25 protein-coding genes and 1 pseudogene are annotated in these 18,641 nt (G+C 61.7%); 5 read left to right on the top strand and 21 right to left on the bottom strand.

The genetic code is table 11. The features are described 5' to 3' along the window. Positions 1–4: 4 nt before the first annotated feature. From IE151_RS03605 to IE151_RS03585, 5 genes are read right to left on the bottom strand one after another with little or no spacing between them, the layout of a single operon-like run. Positions 5–736 (bottom strand): ABC transporter ATP-binding protein, encoded by a 732-nt coding sequence (locus tag IE151_RS03605; protein WP_189487992.1) that lies wholly within the window; start codon positions 734–736, stop codon positions 5–7. Continuing rightward, positions 736–1,869, bottom strand: a complete 1,134-nt coding sequence (locus IE151_RS03600) for a FecCD family ABC transporter permease (RefSeq protein WP_189487990.1) — start codon at positions 1,867–1,869, stop codon at positions 736–738. The genes IE151_RS03605 and IE151_RS03600 overlap by 1 nt, the downstream gene beginning before the upstream one ends. Then, positions 1,866–2,054, bottom strand: a complete 189-nt coding sequence (locus IE151_RS03595; RefSeq protein WP_189487988.1) for a hypothetical protein — start codon at positions 2,052–2,054, stop codon at positions 1,866–1,868. Before IE151_RS03595 ends, IE151_RS03600 begins: the two co-directional genes overlap by 4 nt. After that, positions 2,051–3,802 (bottom strand): ABC transporter ATP-binding protein, encoded by a 1,752-nt coding sequence (locus IE151_RS03590; RefSeq protein WP_189487987.1) that lies wholly within the window; start codon positions 3,800–3,802, stop codon positions 2,051–2,053. Before IE151_RS03590 ends, IE151_RS03595 begins: the two co-directional genes overlap by 4 nt. Next, the gene (locus IE151_RS03585) at positions 3,799–5,310 is read right to left on the bottom strand and encodes an ABC transporter ATP-binding protein (RefSeq protein WP_244636608.1); all 1,512 of its coding nucleotides are present in this window, start codon (positions 5,308–5,310) and stop codon (positions 3,799–3,801) included. Before IE151_RS03585 ends, IE151_RS03590 begins: the two co-directional genes overlap by 4 nt. Here IE151_RS03585 and IE151_RS17685 point away from each other — a divergent pair. After that, the gene (locus IE151_RS17685) at positions 5,230–5,562 is read left to right on the top strand and encodes a hypothetical protein (protein ID WP_244636613.1); all 333 of its coding nucleotides are present in this window, start codon (positions 5,230–5,232) and stop codon (positions 5,560–5,562) included. The two genes, IE151_RS03585 and IE151_RS17685, sit on opposite strands and share 81 nt — an antisense overlap. A gap of 231 nt (positions 5,563–5,793) precedes the next feature. Here IE151_RS17685 and IE151_RS03580 read toward each other — a convergent pair whose 3' ends face one another. The 6 genes from IE151_RS03580 to IE151_RS17860 form a co-directional block, all read right to left on the bottom strand. Further along, positions 5,794–6,120: a hypothetical protein gene (locus IE151_RS03580; protein ID WP_189487984.1), complete on the bottom strand. Its 327-nt coding sequence runs from the start codon at positions 6,118–6,120 to the stop codon at positions 5,794–5,796. A gap of 63 nt (positions 6,121–6,183) precedes the next feature. After that, positions 6,184–6,810 carry a pyridoxamine 5'-phosphate oxidase family protein gene (locus IE151_RS03575; RefSeq protein WP_189487983.1) on the bottom strand — a complete coding sequence of 209 codons (627 nt, stop codon included), beginning with the start codon at positions 6,808–6,810 and terminating at the stop codon, positions 6,184–6,186. 50 nt (positions 6,811–6,860) lie between these two features. Further along, positions 6,861–7,808 carry an aldo/keto reductase gene (locus IE151_RS03570; RefSeq protein ID WP_189487982.1) on the bottom strand — a complete coding sequence of 316 codons (948 nt, stop codon included), beginning with the start codon at positions 7,806–7,808 and terminating at the stop codon, positions 6,861–6,863. Positions 7,809–7,922: 114 nt separating this feature from the next. Continuing rightward, positions 7,923–8,108 carry a hypothetical protein gene (locus IE151_RS17870; RefSeq protein ID WP_308430489.1) on the bottom strand — a complete coding sequence of 62 codons (186 nt, stop codon included), beginning with the start codon at positions 8,106–8,108 and terminating at the stop codon, positions 7,923–7,925. After that, positions 8,105–8,260: a hypothetical protein gene (locus tag IE151_RS17865; RefSeq protein ID WP_308430488.1), complete on the bottom strand. Its 156-nt coding sequence runs from the start codon at positions 8,258–8,260 to the stop codon at positions 8,105–8,107. The genes IE151_RS17870 and IE151_RS17865 overlap by 4 nt, the downstream gene beginning before the upstream one ends. 50 nt (positions 8,261–8,310) lie before the next feature. Then, positions 8,311–8,487 carry a helix-turn-helix domain-containing protein gene (locus IE151_RS17860; RefSeq protein WP_308430487.1) on the bottom strand — a complete coding sequence of 59 codons (177 nt, stop codon included), beginning with the start codon at positions 8,485–8,487 and terminating at the stop codon, positions 8,311–8,313. Between the two features lie 77 nt (positions 8,488–8,564). Here IE151_RS17860 and IE151_RS03560 point away from each other — a divergent pair, with 77 nt between their 5' ends. From IE151_RS03560 to IE151_RS03550, 3 genes are read left to right on the top strand one after another with little or no spacing between them, the layout of a single operon-like run. Then, positions 8,565–9,428, top strand: a complete 864-nt coding sequence (locus tag IE151_RS03560; RefSeq protein WP_189487981.1) for a class D beta-lactamase — start codon at positions 8,565–8,567, stop codon at positions 9,426–9,428. A 51-nt stretch (positions 9,429–9,479) separates the two neighbouring features. Further along, positions 9,480–10,190, top strand: a complete 711-nt coding sequence (locus IE151_RS03555) for a DNA alkylation repair protein (protein WP_189487980.1) — start codon at positions 9,480–9,482, stop codon at positions 10,188–10,190. A gap of 32 nt (positions 10,191–10,222) precedes the next feature. Continuing rightward, entirely contained in the window at positions 10,223–10,744 is a 522-nt protein-coding gene (locus IE151_RS03550) for a DUF5946 family protein (RefSeq protein WP_189487979.1), read from the top strand. A gap of 112 nt (positions 10,745–10,856) precedes the next feature. Here IE151_RS03550 and IE151_RS03545 read toward each other — a convergent pair whose 3' ends face one another. The 8 genes and pseudogenes from IE151_RS03545 to IE151_RS03515 form a co-directional block, all read right to left on the bottom strand. Next, on the bottom strand, positions 10,857–12,089 hold the full coding sequence (locus IE151_RS03545) for a DUF3363 domain-containing protein (RefSeq protein WP_280517234.1): 1,233 nt from the start codon (positions 12,087–12,089) through the stop codon (positions 10,857–10,859). A gap of 174 nt (positions 12,090–12,263) precedes the next feature. Continuing rightward, positions 12,264–12,764: pseudogene (locus IE151_RS17920) on the bottom strand (relaxase/mobilization nuclease domain-containing protein); the annotation flags it as partial. A gap of 460 nt (positions 12,765–13,224) precedes the next feature. Further along, positions 13,225–14,157, bottom strand: a complete 933-nt coding sequence (locus IE151_RS03540) for a lytic transglycosylase domain-containing protein (RefSeq protein ID WP_189487977.1) — start codon at positions 14,155–14,157, stop codon at positions 13,225–13,227. Next, entirely contained in the window at positions 14,154–14,489 is a 336-nt protein-coding gene (locus tag IE151_RS03535) for a DUF736 domain-containing protein (RefSeq protein WP_189487975.1), read from the bottom strand. Before IE151_RS03535 ends, IE151_RS03540 begins: the two co-directional genes overlap by 4 nt. 34 nt (positions 14,490–14,523) lie before the next feature. Beyond that, entirely contained in the window at positions 14,524–15,069 is a 546-nt protein-coding gene (locus tag IE151_RS03530) for a S26 family signal peptidase (RefSeq protein ID WP_189487973.1), read from the bottom strand. Beyond that, complete coding sequence (locus IE151_RS03525) at positions 15,066–15,584, bottom strand: DUF2840 domain-containing protein (RefSeq protein ID WP_189487971.1); 519 nt, start codon at positions 15,582–15,584, stop codon at positions 15,066–15,068. The genes IE151_RS03530 and IE151_RS03525 overlap by 4 nt, the downstream gene beginning before the upstream one ends. A 58-nt stretch (positions 15,585–15,642) precedes the next feature. Further along, positions 15,643–16,719, bottom strand: coding sequence for a replication initiator protein A (locus IE151_RS03520; protein WP_189487970.1), 1,077 nt, complete (start codon positions 16,717–16,719; stop codon positions 15,643–15,645). Next, the gene (locus IE151_RS03515) at positions 16,719–16,988 is read right to left on the bottom strand and encodes a helix-turn-helix transcriptional regulator (protein WP_189487969.1); all 270 of its coding nucleotides are present in this window, start codon (positions 16,986–16,988) and stop codon (positions 16,719–16,721) included. The genes IE151_RS03520 and IE151_RS03515 overlap by 1 nt, the downstream gene beginning before the upstream one ends. Before the next feature lie 465 nt (positions 16,989–17,453). Here IE151_RS03515 and IE151_RS03510 point away from each other — a divergent pair, with 465 nt between their 5' ends. Continuing rightward, positions 17,454–17,741, top strand: a complete 288-nt coding sequence (locus IE151_RS03510) for a DNA -binding domain-containing protein (protein WP_189488339.1) — start codon at positions 17,454–17,456, stop codon at positions 17,739–17,741. 18 nt (positions 17,742–17,759) lie between these two features. Here IE151_RS03510 and IE151_RS03505 read toward each other — a convergent pair whose 3' ends face one another. Then, entirely contained in the window at positions 17,760–18,389 is a 630-nt protein-coding gene (locus IE151_RS03505; protein WP_428978137.1) for a DUF2285 domain-containing protein, read from the bottom strand. Next, positions 18,328–18,543 (bottom strand): transcriptional regulator domain-containing protein, encoded by a 216-nt coding sequence (locus tag IE151_RS17680; protein ID WP_244636592.1) that lies wholly within the window; start codon positions 18,541–18,543, stop codon positions 18,328–18,330. Before IE151_RS17680 ends, IE151_RS03505 begins: the two co-directional genes overlap by 62 nt. Positions 18,544–18,641 lie beyond the last annotated feature (98 nt).

Raw genomic sequence — 18,641 nt, 5'->3', positions numbered from 1 at the left:
AAGTTTAACGGAAGATCGGTACGACGGCGTCAACCTGACCGGGCATCGGTACACGGCATACCGGGATTCCGTACAACTCGGTCATGTTGGTTTCAGTCAGGACCGCAGCGCTGCGACCTTGAACTGTCTGCCCCTGTGGAAGCATCAGCACAGTTTCGTCGGCGACTTGCAGAGCATGCTGGGGAACGTGCGTGCTGAAGATGAGCGTGAAACGCGAACGCTTCTTAAGATCGCGGATAATGCCCAGTAGGCGGCTCTGATTGGCGAGATCGAGGGCGGAAGCGGGTTCATCGAGAATGATCGTTGTGGCTCCGCTCGCCAGAGCCCGGGCGACCAACACGAGTTGACGCTCTCCGCCCGAAAGCCTGTCGAATGACTGGTATGCAAGGCTCAACAGACCGACTTCAGCGAGAGCGTCATGGGCGATCTGATAGTCCTGTTTTCGAGGTGATCCGAACACACCGAGGGCGCTGGAACGCCCCATCACGACCATCTCGATGGCCGAAAATGAAAGCAGATTTCCGCCGAGTTGCGGGACATATCCCACATCCAAAGGACCTGAACGCTCCCCTTCGGACAACAATTGAAATCCGGCAATCGCCCGCAGCAATGTCGTCTTGCCGCGCCCGTTCGGCCCCAGAAGCGCGATGCAGGTGAGGTCATCGATCTTCAAGGTCAGATTGCGGAATATCCATCTTTGGCCAAAGCGGACGCCGGCATCGCTCAGCCGCAACATTAGCCAATTCCCCTGCCCATCAGGGCTTTGCGAAGCATCCAGGCTATGAATGGAGCGCCAATGAGGGCAGTCAGCACTCCCACCGGAATCTCACCGGGCGTTGCGCTGCGTGCCACCGTGTCCACGGCGCAGAGATAGCTCGCACCTAAGAGGCAGGACGCTGGGAGAAGGATGCGGTGATCGTGCCCCACGAGGAACCGCGCAGCATGGGGAATGACGATCCCAACCCAGCCGACAATTCCAGCGACGGAAACGACCGCTGCGGCGATCAGCGCAACCGAGATGAAAACCAGCCACCGGTCGCGTTCGACGGGAATGCCGAGCGTGCGGGCCTCTTCTTCGCCCAGACAAAGAGCGTTGATGCGAAACCGCATCAGCCAAAGGACAACGCACCCGAGGAACACGGCGGGCAAAGCTATTCCCACCTGGTCCCAGCTTGCTGAAGCAAAGCTACCCATTAGCCAGAACGTGATTGCGGGAAGCGAGTTATGAGGATCGGCAAAGAGCTGGGTCACCGACACGAGCGCCATGAAAAACGCGCCTACGATGACGCCCGCGAGAATCACGCTCGTCGGGGCGGTCCCCCCTTCGACGCGAGCAATCGACCCGACGATGAGGAGCGCAATCATGCCGGAGGTGAATGCACTTCCGATCATCAGCAAACCAGGAAGGCTTAGTAGGATAGCCGCCGCTCCGCCCAGAGCCGCGCCTGCAGAGACTCCCAGCATTTCCGGCGCTGCCAGCGGATTCCGGAACACGCCCTGCAACGAGGCCCCCGCGACTGCAAGGCCTGCACCGCAAGCTGCAGCCAGCAAAACGCGCGGGCCGCGCACGAGCGTAACTATCCGCGCGTCCATTTCTGTCCGCGCCACGCTACCCCCCATGACGGAAGCGAGCAGATCCCCTCCGCCCAATTTATCGGTTAAGGTACCAAGAGCGGTCGCAGGCGCGATAGAATATTGTCCGGCGCAAATACCCACCAAAATAACGGCAAAAAGCGTCACACCCAGAAAGGCCAAGACAGCAGCGGTCCACTTTTCGATAGCCACCAAGCGCCCATCGTCCAAGGCCTCGGCCGAGGCGCCAGCATACGCAATGTGTTGAGCGTCAGGAATATCATCGACGCGACTCATATTGGGTCCACCGTCTGATAATCTTCATCGGCGGGACGCAGATGAACCACCACATCGACCGCGGCGATCTCATAATCATGCGGCACATCGGCTATGCGCACCAGCAAGCTAGTGTCAGAGATGGCAAGGTTGTTGCGGTCGGACTTCATTGTGACGCGTGCGCGCATTTCCTTGAAAATCGTCATTGGCTGGCTCCTTCCGTGGCTTCGATGCGCCAGGAACGGGCACACTCATATTGGGAGAAGAGCCGGGCAAACACGCCGCCTGATTGGCGCAAATGCTCCGGCGAGCCGATTTCGACGACACGTCCCTTGTCGAGCGTGATCACCTGGTCGGCCGCCGCCAGTGTGACCGGCCGGTGAGCGATCACGATCACCGTTCTACGGCCGTCGCTAGACAGGTTAGCTATCGCCTCGGCCACGGCACGCTCGTTTTCCGGGTCCAGCGCCGAACTGGCCTCGTCTATGAGGACGATTCTTGCCTGCTTGAGGAAGGCTCGAGCGATCGATACGCGTTGGCGCTCCCCGCCTGACAGCTGGGCGCCGCCTTCGCCAACGCGTGTCTGCCAACCATGCGGAAGGCGCGAGACGACTTCGTTGAGCCGCGCTGCGCGAGCAGCAGCTGCGAACTCCTCCTCCGTCGCCTCGGGGTGAGCGATGCGGAGGTTCTCCTCGATCGTCGTGTCGAACAGGTAGACGTCCTGGAAAACGATAGCGATCTCTTCCATCAGAGCCACGCTGTCGAGTTGGCGCAGATCATGCCCGCCAATGCGGATCGTGCCACTATCGACGTCATGGAAACGTGCGATAAGCCGCGTGACCGTCGTCTTGCCCGAACCGGAAGGTCCGACAAGAGCTGTCATCGTGCCCGGCGCGCAGTCGAACGAGACCTTTTCGAGTGCGGGAGCATCGCTATAGCCGAACGTCACATCCTCAAAGCTGATCGAAGCATCTTCGATATGACGAACAGGCTTCGGGGCTTCTGGAAGCGGCTTGGTGTCGAGTATCGACCGGACACGCGCAACGGCATTATCCATGGCCCGAAGGGCACCAATCAACTCGATCTGGACACCCAGCGGCTCCATGAACCGCACGGCGAGGATCAGCAGGACAACCGCATCGGCTAAGCCGATCTCGCCCGAAGTCAGCAGCCAGGCACCGAGCAGCAAAATGGCGGTGAAACCCAGCGTGACGGTCCCGGTATAAGTCAGATCCGGCACCATCGATTGACGGAGACCTTCACGATAGACGTCGCGGTGCGCATCGAGGGCGCTTTGCATGCGGGCGCTGCCGCTTTCCGCTTGCCCCGCTGCGCGCAGCACGATTTGGGCCTGTCCCAGTTCGATAGCGCGTCCGGCCAACTCCGTTGATGCCGCGTCGAGTTCTTCGTCGGCCTTGGACGCAATGTCTCCCGCACGCTTCAGCGTGAGTAAGGCCAGCGGCGCGATCGCGGCAAAAACGAGCGCCATCCGCCAGTCGATGAAGAAACTGATGACAATGATTGAAAGCGGAACGATGGTCGCTGTGATTGCGGGCGAGCCGAGTTCGACGGCGAGGTGGCCGATCGCCGTCGTGTCCACGGTAGCAGCTCGCGACAAGCGAGCCTTCTGATCGGGCGTGAACCATCCGAGTGGCAGGCGCGTCACATGTTCCATAACGCGATGACGCAGGCTGTCGCCCAGTTCGATGCTCGCTGCGAAGCCAGCGGGCGTCGCGATCGCACTCAACAGCCAATAGATGATCAGGCAAACTGCAGCGCCGGTGAGCCAAGGTCCCGCGGCTGCAAAATCAGGCTGCGGTTGTAGAAGAGCGTGAAAGATCGGAATCAGGAGGGCAAGCAGGATGCCCTGCACGAGCGCACGTAGAGCCGTGAGTATTCCCAGTCGATAAACTAGGGCAGGATTGGAGCCGAGACGGAAAAGATTGAGGATCATTGGGGTGCTCCTTTCTCCTGAGCCAGCCACATCCGGGCGTAGAGCCCTCCTTTTGCGATAAGCTGGTCATGATCGCCCTGTTCAACCAGGCGGCCACTTTGCAGAACCAGGATTTGATCGGCGCTCCTGATCGTGTGCAGACGGTGGGCGATCACCAGCACCGTTTTGCCTCGCGCAAGTTCGGCTAAGGCTTCCTGCACGGCCGTTTCACTGTCTGGATCGAGGGCGGACGTCGCTTCGTCGAGGATTACGATCGGCGCGCCGGAGAGTATCGCACGCGCAATCGTCAGCCTCTGCCGTTCACCACCAGAAAGCCCCGCACCATCGCCGAGATAGGTATCGTATCCTTGCGCCATGCGCTCGATAACATCATGAATACGCGCGGCTTTGGCAGCGACCATGACTTCATCAAGACCGGCTTGCGGACGAGCGACCCGGATGTTTTCAAGGACCGTATCGCGCAGCAGGATGACGTCCTGGAACACCAGCGACATCGATGACAGCAGCGTGGAGCTCGATATCGAGCGGATGTCGATGCCACCGATACGAATTGCGCCTTTCGTCACGTCATGGAAGCGCGGGACTAAGTTGGCGAGCGTGCTCTTGCCCGCCCCCGATGGGCCGACCAGCGCCGTGACGGTCCCCGGCCGGCAGACTGCCGAGAGATCTTCGATCACGTTGTTGCAGCCGTCATACGAAAAACTCACGCCGGAGAACTCGATATCGAATGCCGAGGGGAGTCGTGGCTGCCGCGCTTCCGGCAAACCGTCACGTTTCAGGATCGCCTCCACATTTCCGGCCGCCATGCGCCCCTTTCTCAGACCCTGCGAACCTTGAATAGCAGGAGAAACGGCGGTGGGCAGACCAATGCCCACGACGAGAAACGGCAGCAGGTCAGCCATCGCCAGCATGTCATGCTGAATCATCCAGAGACCGGAGGCCGCGACGACCCCCAAAAGCGTCATTTCGGAGGAAAGGATGCGCGCGAAGGCGGAGCTGTAGCGGGTTTCGCCGAACCAGGCGCTCATGGCGGCGGAGTTTTCGCTAACGGCATCGTTAAAGCGCTTCAGAATCCGCCCGCCGGTTCCGAAGGTTTTCACGACCGTAATGCCGTCAGCATATTCGACACTGGCGGCGCTGACCTTCTGCTCGGTCTCGAACAGCCGCGCCATGTGCGTAGTCATCGACCGCATCGCGGCACGATAGGCCACGTAAAGCAGCAGCAGCGTCGCCGCGACGACCAGTGCCATGCGCCAGTCCACCCAGGCAAGGTAGGCGAGACCAACGAGGATTGCCGTAGTGGCGCCGATGATCTCGCCGAGCGCATGAGCGATGATTTGGTGCATGGCCTCCAGATCGTCGGTCATCACCTTCTTGATCGCACCCGAACCCGAGGCACGGAACCAACCGATCGGCAGGACGGCGAGATGAGCGATAAGCTTGCCGCGAATATCATGCAGAAGCTGTGCATCCGCGTAGTGGCCAAGGCGAGAGGACGCGAACAGCAAGATCAGCCGGGCGATCGCTCCGGCAACTCCGATCCCGACCCAGACCCAAACTGTTATGGCGGCATGCGACAAATTCGGCGCAGACAGTGCAGCCCGTCCAATCTCCGCTATCGCGATGTATGGCAGCAGCCCCGCCGCAGCGCCGAAGGCAGACAACGTCGCGCAGATGGCAAGCTTTGGGATGACGGGTCGAAACAGCCGGCTGAGCGGCCCCGTCTGTATCAACTGCTGATACAAATGTGTCTCGTTTGAGGGGCCCGTTGTTGCAACCGCCACGTCCGTCATATTCGTTTCCTCTTCGCATTTCGCGACGAGGTGGCCGAGCACATGAATCTGACGGGCAAACCGTCAATACCGATAACCTGACCATCGTCGTCAAGTTCTGGTACTCGGAATAATGACCAAGAGTCAATGACTATTAGTCATTTAATGATCGCAGATATCCCGTTTCCGAGAATGGACTTCGCAAAGGGGAGGTCGTGATCAGTCGCAGCGGAATGGTAGGAACGTACCGCCAACGTCACCGTTCATCGTGCCGAGCGTCAACGCGTTGGCGACGGCGAGATCGTGTTCTGACTTCGGGCAGACCTCGATCCGTTCGAGGCAATGGGCGGCGATGAAGCGCTCGTTCTGATCGATAAACCCATCGCTCAGCGCACCAGGCCCAAAATGCGTGAGCATGTCGCGCCAGGTCTCTTCGTAGAACCGACATTTCGCCAGCTGCCATGCTGTGGGCGTCTCGCTCGCCCTAACCAACTCTGGTTTCAACCCTACGATCAACGCAGCGCACAGTAGGGATCGCAGGATCATGATCCGTGTCCAAATGCTTCGCACGCCTGTGAAATGACGGCGCCTGACAAGTTATTGTTTGATTTAGTACAATGTAGATTTCAGACGATCTGGCAGCTCGATATCGTACCGCGCTCCGTCGATCTCGTCTGCAGACAGCGCGCTCAGGATTGCGCCGGGGCTTGGAAGCGCGGTTCGATCCACATGCGTTCCTGGATCCCATAATTTCGAGCGCAACAGCGCTCGACTACACTGAAAAAACACGCGCTCAACGAGAATACGCAGAACGGTCCGAGGCTTCCGACCATCTAAGGCGAAGCGGTCCAGTAGTTCTGGGTCAATCATCACCTCAGCACGACCTTTTACACGTATGGTCTCTCCTATGCCTGGGATCAGGAACAAGAGTGATATGCGAGGGTCAGAAATGATATTCCGGAGGCTGTCGATCCGGTTGTTGCCTCGCCGGTCCGGCATGAGAAGCGTATTGGGATCCAGTACCTCGACCAGATGGCCGGCGGGATCGCCCCTCGGCGAGGTTTCAAGTCCACTTGGTCCTGACGTCGCCAGAACAGCATAAGGCGCGTGCTCGATGAATGGCCGATAGATCTCATGGACATGATCGGCCTCCTTCGCCAACGAAGCTGGAGCGGGTACACCATACACGGCATGCAACTGCTCTTCCGATACAAGTCGGAATTTCTTCGAGTGCATGGTTTTCCTCTCTTCAATCCGGTGGCAAAGTTTGGCCTTGAAGGCTCTCCCTAGCAGCCGGCCGTCAACACCCTGACCTTGTCTTCTGATAATTTCAGGACCGCAGCTTTCATCAGCTTTCGAATCCGGTCCGGGTCGCTACTGGCAATCAGAGGAACGATTGGAAACGACGAGTCTAGCAACGCTGCAAGAACGATTTCATTGGGTGTGGTTTCCATCTCGATGGCCGTTTCGCGGACCGCACTGAGCACTTGAGCATTACGTTCGCTTTGGTAGCCCGGAGGCAAAACGCCATTGTCGTAACTGCCGCCGAGCAATGCCGAATACGCTATGAGCGGAATGCCCGATGTGCGGAGCTCGGCTCGCAGGCGCTCGTCGAGTGTCCTTTGCAGCCCAAGATCGTGATCAGCATTTGGCGTCAGAAGCGAATGACGCTGCTGGATCGCAGCATAGGGTTGCCAACCCTTGGCCAGAGATGTGGCTCTAGCTGCCTTGAAACGATCCACAGAGTAATTGGAGCAGGCGGTTTCACGAACGAGACCGCGCTGGCGAAGCTGCTCAAACGCAAACAGTGTTTCCTCCAGGGGCGTGGCTTCATCGTCTATGTGCGCATAGTAGAGATCAATTTCATCCAGCCCCAGTCGCGAGAGACTCGCCTCACAGGCTGCCGCTATTGTGACGGCACCAAGCCCCTCTGCCTTTTCCAGGCCGGCACCTGGCTCAGTCGGTTGAGCGCCAACCTTTGTCGCGATGACCATTTCGTCTCGGCACCCGCGCTCACGAAGCCACGCGCCAATAACCTCCTCACTTTCCCCGCCCTTTCCGCCGAGGGCCCAGAAAGCATAATTGTTTGAGGTGTCGATGAACCGACCACCTTCGTCATAGTAGGCGTCCAGCACGGCAAAAGCGCGATTGGCCGGAATCCGGGTCCCAAATTCCATGCATCCAAGACCTAAGGCTGAAGTGCGCAGAACGGTGCCGATTGAAACTGTTTCCATTGAACGCCTCAATTCAGTCATAAGTGACGGATAGTCACTGACTATTGGTCATTTTCTGAGTCGCGTCTACCCTTTCGGGCGCGAGCCTCAACTAAAATCGTGCACCCATGCTCTCTATTCCCCCTGCCGCAAGGCCCCCAGGAAGCTGGAAAGGCTCTCTTCAACGAACATGGAGACATCGACCGCCTGGTCGAAATTCCACCACAGCAAGGCACCTTGCCAGTGCGAAGCCATCAGCCTGCCCAGCGTTGGGTTCGGATGATCTGCACCAGCAAGACACTCACCAAGTGCTGCGCTCAATCTGTCTCCCAGGCTTTACCGCGCGCCCGTAGATCCGGGTCGCGCAAGTCCTCGCGCAGGATCAGGAGACCGTCGGCGTAACTGTCGATTGCGCCATAATCTGCCGAGAGGGCAACAAGCAGCTCCACGGCCCCCTTTGGAGACTTGTCCACTGTCGCAATGGCCGCTTCAGTCGCCTCCAGCAGCCGATCCCACGACTGCGTCAGCGCCGCTTTACCATGGCAGGCTTGCTGCCGAACCGCTGCACGAGGGTGGCAGCCGACAGGCCCGTGCGCTCGGCCAGCGAGGCGAAGGTCAGTCCTTCCGGTCCTCGCTCGTGCATGAGGGCCAGGGCGGACTCCAGAATTTCGCTGTCAGGGCGCGACTTTTGTCTTGGCACAAAACCATGCCGGGCCAGATGCCTTTGCGTGTGCTCCTACACCCTTCCGATCAACCTTCAATCACTGGACGACAACAATGACTGCTCTCCTTTCCAGCTTCCTGCGCGCAGGCATTTCATCTCTGGCCGCTGCGACACTCGTTCTGGCAAGCGCCAGCTATGCCGCTGCCGATACACACCAAATCGAACTGACGCCCTACAGAGCGGATACCGACCATCTGACACTGTCATTTCTGGCGCACGATCTGGAAACCGGGGAGAAATACGTTCTTGAAGGGAGTGATCTCGATACCCGGCATACGCCGTTTTCGACGTTCAAGATCCCCAACCTTGTGATCGCCCTGGAGACAGGCGTTGCCCCCTCGCTGGATGCATGGCGCGAATGGGATGCCTTCGAACGCCCGGCCGCCAGCCACTGGCCCGATGTCTGGCAGGAAAGCCAGGACCTCGGCACGGCGTTTGCACGGTCATCGGTCTGGTACTTCCAGGATCTGGCGTTGGAAATCGGTGGCGTCGCCTACCGCCAGCAGCTCTCGGATTGGGGTTACGGCAACGCGGAAGCCCCGGACGGCTCGGACGATTTCTGGCTGACGGGCGAGCTGCTGATCTCGGTCAATGAGCAGGTTGATTTTCTGCAGGCCCTGGTCTCGGGCAATCTGGGTGTGGCGCAATCATCGCTCGACGCGCTCGATGGCGCAAGCGAAGAGGGGAGCTTCGGTAGCGTCACCCTTCACGGCAAGACCGGCTCGGGACCCGATAACCCGGAAGACACGAGCGGGTCGTTCTCTGGCTGGTACACAGGCTATCTGAGCCGGGAGGACGCCGCCCCGGTGGTATTTGCCCTGCATGTCGCAGGTCCTTCCTTCAGCTCGATCCGCGACTTCCGGAAGGATTTCGCAACCCGCCTTTTGCAGGATGCGGGGTTGACGAACGACATCTGATTTCGAACCAGGAACGGAATAAGCCGCACAAGTGAACAGGGAGAGTCCAAGATGAGCGAACCAACCGCAGCCGAGTTCATACGGGCTCTCCGAGGCATCAGCGATTCCGGTCAGGTTGCTGATGTCTCGAGGTTCTTCGCCGACGGTTTGGAGAACACGTCAGTGATGGGCGTAAGCATCGGCAAGATATTTCCGGTGGCAAAAAAGTTCGCCGCCATGCCGCTCACGGAGATCGAACAGCTTCTGGACGATCCCCATTACGAGGTACGCATGGGGGCGGTAGCCATCATGGATTTCCAGGCTCGCGCGAAAAAGACAGATGCGGCCACACGCGAAGCATTGTTCGACCTCTATCTGCGCAGACACGACCGGATAAACAACTGGGATCTCGTCGATCGCGCAGCGCCACACGTGATTGGCGGCTGGCTCGCGGACAAACCCAGGGATGTTCTCAATGAGTTGGCGGCCTCGCCTGATCCATGGCGGCGCCGCACGGCGATCGTGGCCACTTGGTTCTTCATTCGCGCCGGCGATACCGGCGACACGTTCCGAATCTGCGCAATGCTGCTCAATGAGCCGCATGAGTATGTTCAGAAAGCCATCGGATCATGGCTCCGGACCGCAGGCCAGGTCGACCGGCCCAGACTGATAGCGTTTCTGGACGAGCATGCGGAACACATGCCGCGCATCAGCCTGCGCATGGCAACCGAAAAACTGCCAAAAGATGAGCGCGCGCAATACATGGAGAAAAATAAGCGCTAGCGCAGCCTTTGACAGTATTTCGAGAACATTTCATGCCTACACGCTGTGCTGGATGCGGTGCAGTCTTCCCCGATATGGAAGGCCCCACCCACGCCTATATGCAATCTTCACCTGCATGTTTCGCCGCCTTCACCAAGCTGCTGGCGGCGGAGTACAGTTCTGCAGCTTTGAGGTCAGTCCATCGCCTTACGGTCGATACATGGGCCGTCCAGCATCCGGGTTCGGCAGAAGATCGGCGTGCCATCCAGTCCGTTGGCCTCCATCTGGCACGGTTGATGCTGCAGCTTGAGCGGCCTGGTTCACCCATGCAGACCAATGCCGTAATGCTGGATTTCTCCCACTATAAGGGAACGCTTCGGCGACTGGCGCCCCCCGAAGCCTTCCGCGTCACCGTGGCCGAGGTGGTTGATTTTGCCGGAACCCCAAGCCATGCCGATAAGGTGCGCCAGTGGGCGGAAACGACTTGGGAGGGTTACGCCGAGCATCATGAATACATTCGGCGATGGATCGATGATGGGCCGGATGAAGGCAGGAGCTCAAAAGGCTGCGAATAGGTTAGCCCTGGCGCGTGCGCATTTCACGGGTGCGTTGAGCGATTCCGGCGTGCGAGGCTCCCAACGGTGCCATCCGTTCCCGCCTTCGAGCGTTGCGTGAATGGTTTCTATCCTAAATGTTCAATCCCCTCTGACGTCCCAACTGCCACGAAACCGCTCCGCCTTGGACGATGCCTGTCACCTCCTGGCCCAGCTTGCGGTCGATGACTGGCCGCCAAGGGACAAGGGTGAATCCATAACTCTTTTCAACCACTGCGAACTTGCCGCTCGATAGCTGCACCGTGCCGGTGAACTTGCCACTGACGCTCTCGCCATCCGTGGCGGCACGAAACGGTAGCCCTTTGCTCTCCGCCATCTCCGAACCGACCCGCGCTACCTCGCGCTCCCGTAACGTGGCGAGTAGATTCCGGCGGTAGAAGAGGCGGCCATCCCGGCTGCGGGTGGCGTCGCCCTGTTCAATGTGATGCTCGCGGCGCTGCTCCATCGCCTCGCGCACCTGCTGGCCGAAGCCGGTCGGGGCAAGGTCGGCCGTCTCGCCATGGATCAATCGTCGATCTAGCCAGGTCGCGCCGTCCGATCCGATCTGCCTCTCCAGATTGACGGAAGAAAGGACGCGAACCCTGGCCTGCCGGTCGCGGCCGGCGTCATAGGCGGCGGCGCGGCTGACCAGATCATCGGGGATGCGCCATTGATCGGCGTCGATGCGCTCGACGATCCCGGCCCGGCGCAGCGACTCCAGCCGGCGGACATGAGCATCGACATGGCCCTCATAGTCGCCGCCGGGGACGCGGCCCTCGAATTTCGCCTGCTCCAGATGACGGCTCGGCCGATAGATTCCGTCCTCGGCGATTTCGGTGATGCTGCGGTCGGACGGCCGGACCGTCACCTCTGCCGGGCCGATCTGGATGACGCTGCCGATGCGGGCTTCCTCCAGCCGCTCGGGCGCGATACCGGCGATGTGGTGCGTCCGCCCGTCGATCCCGTCCACCACGATTGTCAGGTTCTCCCCCAACTCGTCGGACAGGTGCTTGTCCACGACGCGGCCGACGATGGGCGTCTCGGGCGCTCCGTCATGGATTTGGAAGCTCATGGGATCGCGCTCGCCGCTCTCCGGGCCGAGCGCCTTCTGCATGGTGCGGATAATGTCGCCGCGCTCGCCTAGCTCGCGCAGGGCCGGCTCCATGTCCTTGCTCAATTCCCAAACGCCGGGCGCGTGCGCGGTCGCCAGCCCCATCTTCTCCAGCATGGTAAGGCGGCGCAGGCGCAAGGTGCGCTCGAACTGCCGCCTCGGCTCTGCCGGTTCATGGCGAAGGTCGAGGAAACGGGCGTCGGCTTCCTCGACCATGGCGCGGTCGATCCGGGTGAAACGGTCCTGGTCGATTTCGGCCGACAGCTTGCGGGTCTGCTCGATCTCGGTGACGGGGCCGAGTTCCAGACTGGCAAGCTCGCTGGCGCGCTCGCGCAGGCCGGCGGAAAGATAGTCGCCGTTGATGACCAGATCTCCGCCCATATCATCGTGGCCGTTGACGATGACATGCACATGGGGATGGCCGGTGTTGTAGTGGTTCACCGCAACCCAATCGAGTTTCGTGCCGAGGTCGGCTTCCACCTGTTTCATGAAATCGCGGGTGTAGGCCGTGAGGTCCGATAGCTCCGCGCCATCCTCGGGCGAGACGATGAATCTGAATTGGTGGCGGTCGTCCTTGCCGCGATCAAGGAAGGCATCGCCATCGGCGCGGTCCTCGGTCGCCGAATAGAGCTGGCCCCGCTCGCCGTCGCGCGAGGTGCCGTCGCGCTGGACATAGCGCAGATGCGCGCGGGCGCGTCCACCCTTCCACGCGGCCCGGACGCTGCTCTGCTTGACGATCACGCGGCGGCTGCCGGGCTGGCGATGATGCCAATGGCCGGAGATATTCCGGGCGCGCACGAAGCTCGCGCCCCGGCCGCGCTTTACCCCCTTGCTGCTGGCGACAACGGCGCGGGAACGGCCCGGCGATGACTGGCGGGGGGATGGCGGCATGGAAGGATCGCGGGAGGCTGCCGCCTGATGCTGGCGGGTGATCTTCTTGACCTGCGTGAAAAAGCTCTTGGTCTTGCCGGCCTTTGGCGTGTCGGATCGGATGCGGCCGGGCTTCGGTCGGAAGCGGTTTTCGTCGTCGGCGCTCAAGGGCGCAACTCCGGACAAAGTCGGCGAAAACAGGCCGATATGGGCCTATGGTGCCGCTCGAAACCCTGCAAACCCAAGGCTTTGCGCGAAATCGCGGCACGCGACCCCTCAAAACCATGGTGCCGGAACCGGCCACCTAACCAGTGTGCAGACAACAATAATTTCCAGAAGCGGCCCGATATGGTGCCGTCTTCTTTAATCTTGCCCTCCGCCCTTTCTGTCGTTTCTGCCCCTCCTGCCGGGAATCCTGCCGGGCGCAAACCTACCCGACCGGATGCCGAAACCAGCGCCGCCGAGCGCGGGAACGCCGCCCTCATGGCGTTCCCCCGTCGCTGGCGCTCGCCACGAAAATGCTGCCGTCCTGCGGCTCCGCACGGGCGGGGTCGCGCGCCGGAACGGCAGCGCGGCCGTCGCCTGTTTGCACCTCGGACGGCGGTGCGGCGGCAACTCGCGTGTCGTCCGGGCGCATGACGAACAGCGGAGCCTCGCGCCAATCGGGCAGCGGTGCCGGTGGTTGCAACGGCGCACCCGATGGAGCCGCGCCGCCAAGGATCGGGGCGAGCGCGGCGACGTAGGCCCGCGTCTCGGCCGGCAGAGTGCGGCCGGTTGCAAGGTATTCGTCATAGCGGCCGGGACCGGCATTGTAGGCTGCCAACATCGCCGCGACATTGCCATAGCGGTCGAACATTTCGCGCAGATAGGCCGTGCCGGCGAGGATGTTGTCGCGCGGGTCGTAGGGATCGCGGCCGAGGCCGTAGCGGCCACGTAGCTCGGCCCATGTTGCGGGCATCACCTGCATCAATCCCATCGCGCCGGCCGACGAAATCGCGTGCATGTCGCCCGCGCTTTCAGCGCGCAGCACAGCGCGAATCCAGTGCTCGGGGATGCCGAAACGCTGCGACGCCTCTGCAATGTGGGCCGCATGGGGATGGACGGCGGCCGGGCGCTCGACGGGCGTGGGTTGCGCGACCGCGACGCCCGATCCTGCGCAGACGGAAAGCACGCCGGTCAGTATCAGGACGGCATAATGCCATGCAGTCCTGTGTCCGCTTCGACACCAGCCTGCCAGCGTGCTCGCTGCGGTCAAGGGCAAGGCGCAAGCGCCGGCCGATGGCCGCCCCTGACCTTCGCTGCGCGCGCCGGCCGTCCGGTCGCCAAGCGGGACGGAGGGATGAGACGGCTTTTCCGCGAACAAAGGGATGCCGATCTTTGACCGGATGGCTGGCCGGACGCGCGCGGCCTTCATTCCTGATCCTCGCGTTTGCGGGGGCGCTTCCAATGCAGGCCCCAAGACGAAGGGTCGTCGTTGGACTGGAACAATCTGGCGCGGATCGGAAACGGGAAGATGGGTCCGTCCAGTTTGAGGGATAGGAACTCGCCAGCGTTCTCGCTGGAGTCTTTCCATGCGGGACCAACGTCCGGGCCGTCCTCGCTGTCGAGATGCACGCGGTAGTCGGGCGCGTTCTTTAGGGCGCTCGGCTCGGCGGGAACAATGACAAGCTGCTCCTGGAGGCCGAACGAACGAAGCTGCCCGGAATAGCCGGTTTCGGTGCGGATGAACTGGCCGATCAGTGCCATGGAAATCTCCTGTGGTTGGTTCTCGGGGGTGATTTCAGTGCGTTGGCGCGCGCCACTCGTAGCGGCCGACGCCTTCCTCATCGGTCCAGAGCGGGACCGCCCGGCCGATGACGGAACTTGCGGGAATTGGGCCGAAGTAGCGGCCGTCGAGGCTGTCGCGGACTTCCCAATTCATGAGGAAAAGCTGGTCGTCACCGATGACGCGGCAGCCCTGCCAGATGGGCAGATTGCGGCCGAGGCTGTCGCGCTCCAGCGCCTCGCCCATCTCGATCCCGTTCACCGTGATCGTGCGGCCGGTGCGGCAAACCCGCTGTCCCGGCAGGCCCAAGACGCGCTTCAACAGCGGGACGCTGCGCGCGATATAACCGCGCTCGGCCATGAAGACGGCGAGCGGTTCGGGCGGCATGACGGCGACCAGCTCGGGCACGTCGAGCGCGTCGGTCGGCTCGACCGTGTAGAAGCCGATGGGTGCGCTGGCCGTCGCGTTCCAGATGAGTTTCATGGGCCAATCGACGGCGCTGGCGGCGGCGATGCCGAGGACGGCGAGCGCCGTCACCGTGAGGGTGCGGCGGCGCGTCATGGCTCGATCCTTCGGCGGTGAAGCCACGCGGCATGTCGCTCGGGGGTGTAGGCGTGCGGCTCCAGATTGGCGGTCAGCCGGTTGTGGACGTGCCGCCAATGCTCCGGCGAAGCGTCGGCTGGATCGAGGCCGAGCGATTCCACGGCGTCGATAGCGGCAAGCGCGCGCTGCACCTTCGCCCAGTTATCGAGGCGCAGCAGGATTTCGCCGCCGGGGCGCACGAACGACAATGTCTGGAACGGCTCGCCGCGACCGATGGCGCGCACAATGTCGATGCGCGAAACGACAGTGCCGTGCTCGCCCTTCGCCCATCGCACGAAAGCGAAGACGCTGCCCGGCGCGAAGCCGACGACGCTGCGGCGGCGGTCGATGATCTGCTCGTAGCTCTTGCGCCCGAACCGTATCCAGTGCTCGACCTTGCGCTTGTCGAAGGTCAGCTCGACCAATGTGGTGAAGGGCGCAGGCCCGTCCGGCAGCGGACGGCCGTGCGCGCTGCGGTGGGCGCGACGGGTCATTGTTCGTCTCCGGGGATGTGCTGGGGGCTGCGCGGGCGCAGCGCGTCGAGCGCGGCCGTCATGGCTCGCCCCTTCGGGCAGAACCCGCACCACGCTTCGCCTGCGCGCGCGTCAAAGAAAAAGAGTTAGATTCTCTGTTAGATAAGTTAGCGGTCGGATTCCGCTTTTCAGGCCAGAGGGTTAGCTGCGGCTCATGCGCCTGTTCTGCCGATAGTGGTGCGCCTGATGTGCCGATACCCCGTGCGCCTGATCTGCCGATGGCATTAACAGGGTTATCAACAGTGCCTGTTGATGAATTATCGGGGCGGATGCGCAGCATCTCGCGGCTGTCTTCCCGCTCGATCTGGAGCCGATAACCGGGGAGTTGCTGGCGGGCCGCGATCCGGCGCAGGTCGAGCGCGAAGTCGGACGGCCGCGCGAGGCTGCCGGATTTCTGATGAAGGTGCGCGACCTCGAAAATCCAGCCATGGCGCTGGTGCCCGGCGTGCTTTCGGGCGACGCGGTAAAGCCATCGCTCGATGCCGCCAGTCAGCCGGAAATAGGCCGGGTCGATGGTCAGGACCAGCGAACGGTCGATGACGCTGTTGTAGAACCATTCGGGCAGAACGAACTCCATGCCCTCGACGCGGCCGGCGTGCGTCGTCATTTCCTCCCACTCGTTGATCCATGAGAATTGCCGGCGACGCCAATGCGGGCCGTTGCGAATGGAGGTGGCGATGACGGTCGATTGCAGCCGCGCCAGCGCGGCTTTCAAAAGCCGGTATTGATGATTGCCGGTCGGCCGCCCGATGGCGCGCAACAGATGGTAGGGCGTAAACCGGACAAAACGCGACGTGGTGAGGCCGTTGTTCTCGGCCGCAACGATCTGCGAGGCCGCCCATATCAGCACATCGGCGTCCCATATGGTCGCCATGCCGTGCTCGGGCATTCCGAACACCTGCACCTCTATGTCGGCCGCCTTGTAGAGAATCGACTTGGTGCGCGGGGTCTTCGCCAGCGAGAAAAACGGCCGTTCCATCAAGTCGCGCTGGTCGCGCGGCGGCGCGTCGCCCGTTGCGACCACGAAGGGGTCTAGGCGGCTGCGCTCGCTGTCCTCGGTCGGCTGCGCGGGGGCGTGATCGTCCTCGCGCAGCATCAGCAGTCGCCCCGTTCTTCGGGCGTAAGCGGACGCGCGGGAAAGACGGTGCCGGCGGTCTTGTCGCGAGTGGATTTGCGCTCGCCGGTCGCGCTCCAGTCTTCCAGATCGCGGACGGTGTAGAGGACGCGCCCGCCGACCTTTCGATAGGTCGGACCGGTGCCATAAGTGCGATGTTTCTCAAGAGTTCGGATGGATATGCCGAGGAAGCGCGCGGCTTCCTTGGTGCGCAACAGGCGCGGCGGCAGGCCCGCAAGCGGGTTTGGCATGGAACACCTCCAGTCGGGATTGGGCTGCCGGGGGGCGGCAGCGGACTGTGGCGAACCATGGCGAGGGATTGGCGGCGCGTAGCGTGCCGCATTTGCGTCTATGCGCTGGCGGCACCCCCTTTGGGGTGTCGTCGCGCGGCTAATTGGTGTGGGATTTCAGCGGCTCATCGCCTGCCGCGCTGAATAGGCGAAGACATTCCCTCGCGGTTAGGTTAAGAATCGCAACGGAGCAGACGCGCTGCTCTGGGGCGTAGTAACCCCTCACGAATGGCCGGTGCCAGCCAGAACGGCACCAACTCCTTGACCTATGGTCGGGGAGCCTGTGGCGTATACAACAGGCTTTCCGAGCTAAAGGCCATGGGGCCGTTTCGTGACGGTTACTAACTCCCCGATCACCAAGAGTCAGAGAGAATCGTTTGCGGGGGCGCACCGCAGACAAAGCTCTCTCGGATACGGGGAATGACTATGCGGGTTCCCGTCGAACTCGATCCAGATGTGGACGATGAAGCGCCGACCGGCGACACCATAACCGTCTATGACGAACGGCATTACGTCACCTATCTGCGTTTGCTGGATGCGAAGGCCGAGGGCGCGGACTGGAAGGAAGTCGCGCGGATCGTGCTGCACCGTGATCCGGCCGCTGAGGAACTTCGGACTCGCCGTTGCTGGCAAAGCCATCTCCAACGCGCGCAATGGCTATCGCGTGAAGGTTATCGGAAGATTTTGGAGCAGGCCGCAGCCAATAAGGCGTGAGGACCACGCCCAGCAGGATCAACGCTTGCCGGGCTTGATCGGGTAGTGAAGTAGCAGGCGATAATCGCCTCGCATCATCTTGATGCCATGCGCGACCAGGCGGCGGGCCTTGTTCTTGCGTGGGTCGTTCTCAAAATCCTCTTTGGTGCCTCGAAAGCCGAGCAAGACTTCGGCAATGGTGCGATAGCTCTCGCCATACAGCCGGGCGTCGAGCGCGCGCAGCGAGAGGATATGCCATTGCCGGAGCTGGGCGGGGACCGCCCGGAAATCGGGACCGGGCGCGCGGCGGTTGAGAGACCGCCAGAAACGGCGGACAGCGTGAGCGCGAAGCTCCAAAAAAGCATCCATCGGCAGCGTGACGGCATAGAAAGCGGCAGCGTCCGGCGCGGCCTCGGGCAGCCAGAATTGGTGCGCGACGCCATCCACCTGCCAGATGCCGTGCCAGCCATCGGCGGCGCGGCGCAGGTCAAGGCCGTCGAGATGCGCGAGCGTCAATACTGGTTCGGTGTCGTCGTCCTTGTGATCGACCGGCGACAACATCACGGCTTGCGGTTGAAGGCGCGGACTCCAGATCGGCAATTGCCGATCATGCGGCGCGTCGGGATCGCACGGGAAATCGCAAACCCCAGCGATGCGCGAACGCTTCAAGTTCGCGGGCAGCTGTCCCTCCGGTCAATGCGATGGTCTGGCAGTCCTGACGATATTCGTCGTTGCGGCGCAGGTATTCCCAAGCGAAACCAGCGGCAGGGATGTGCTTCGCATACCCGTATGCCGCCGGTGATCGCCAATCGATGCTGAGCATGGCGTCACCTCCCCAAGCCGGGACGCTGGGCAGCGCCCGGCAAAGAGAGGTTCAAGGATCACTGTGAATATAGAAGCAGCTAAAAGCAGATACCTTGA

Origin of the sequence: Limoniibacter endophyticus, assembly GCF_014652835.1 — a bacterium.
Classification (GTDB): Bacteria; Pseudomonadota; Alphaproteobacteria; order Rhizobiales; family Rhizobiaceae; genus Limoniibacter; species Limoniibacter endophyticus.
The sequence above is the reverse complement of the archived record's forward strand: the minus strand, read 5'-3'. Positions and strand labels throughout refer to the sequence as shown.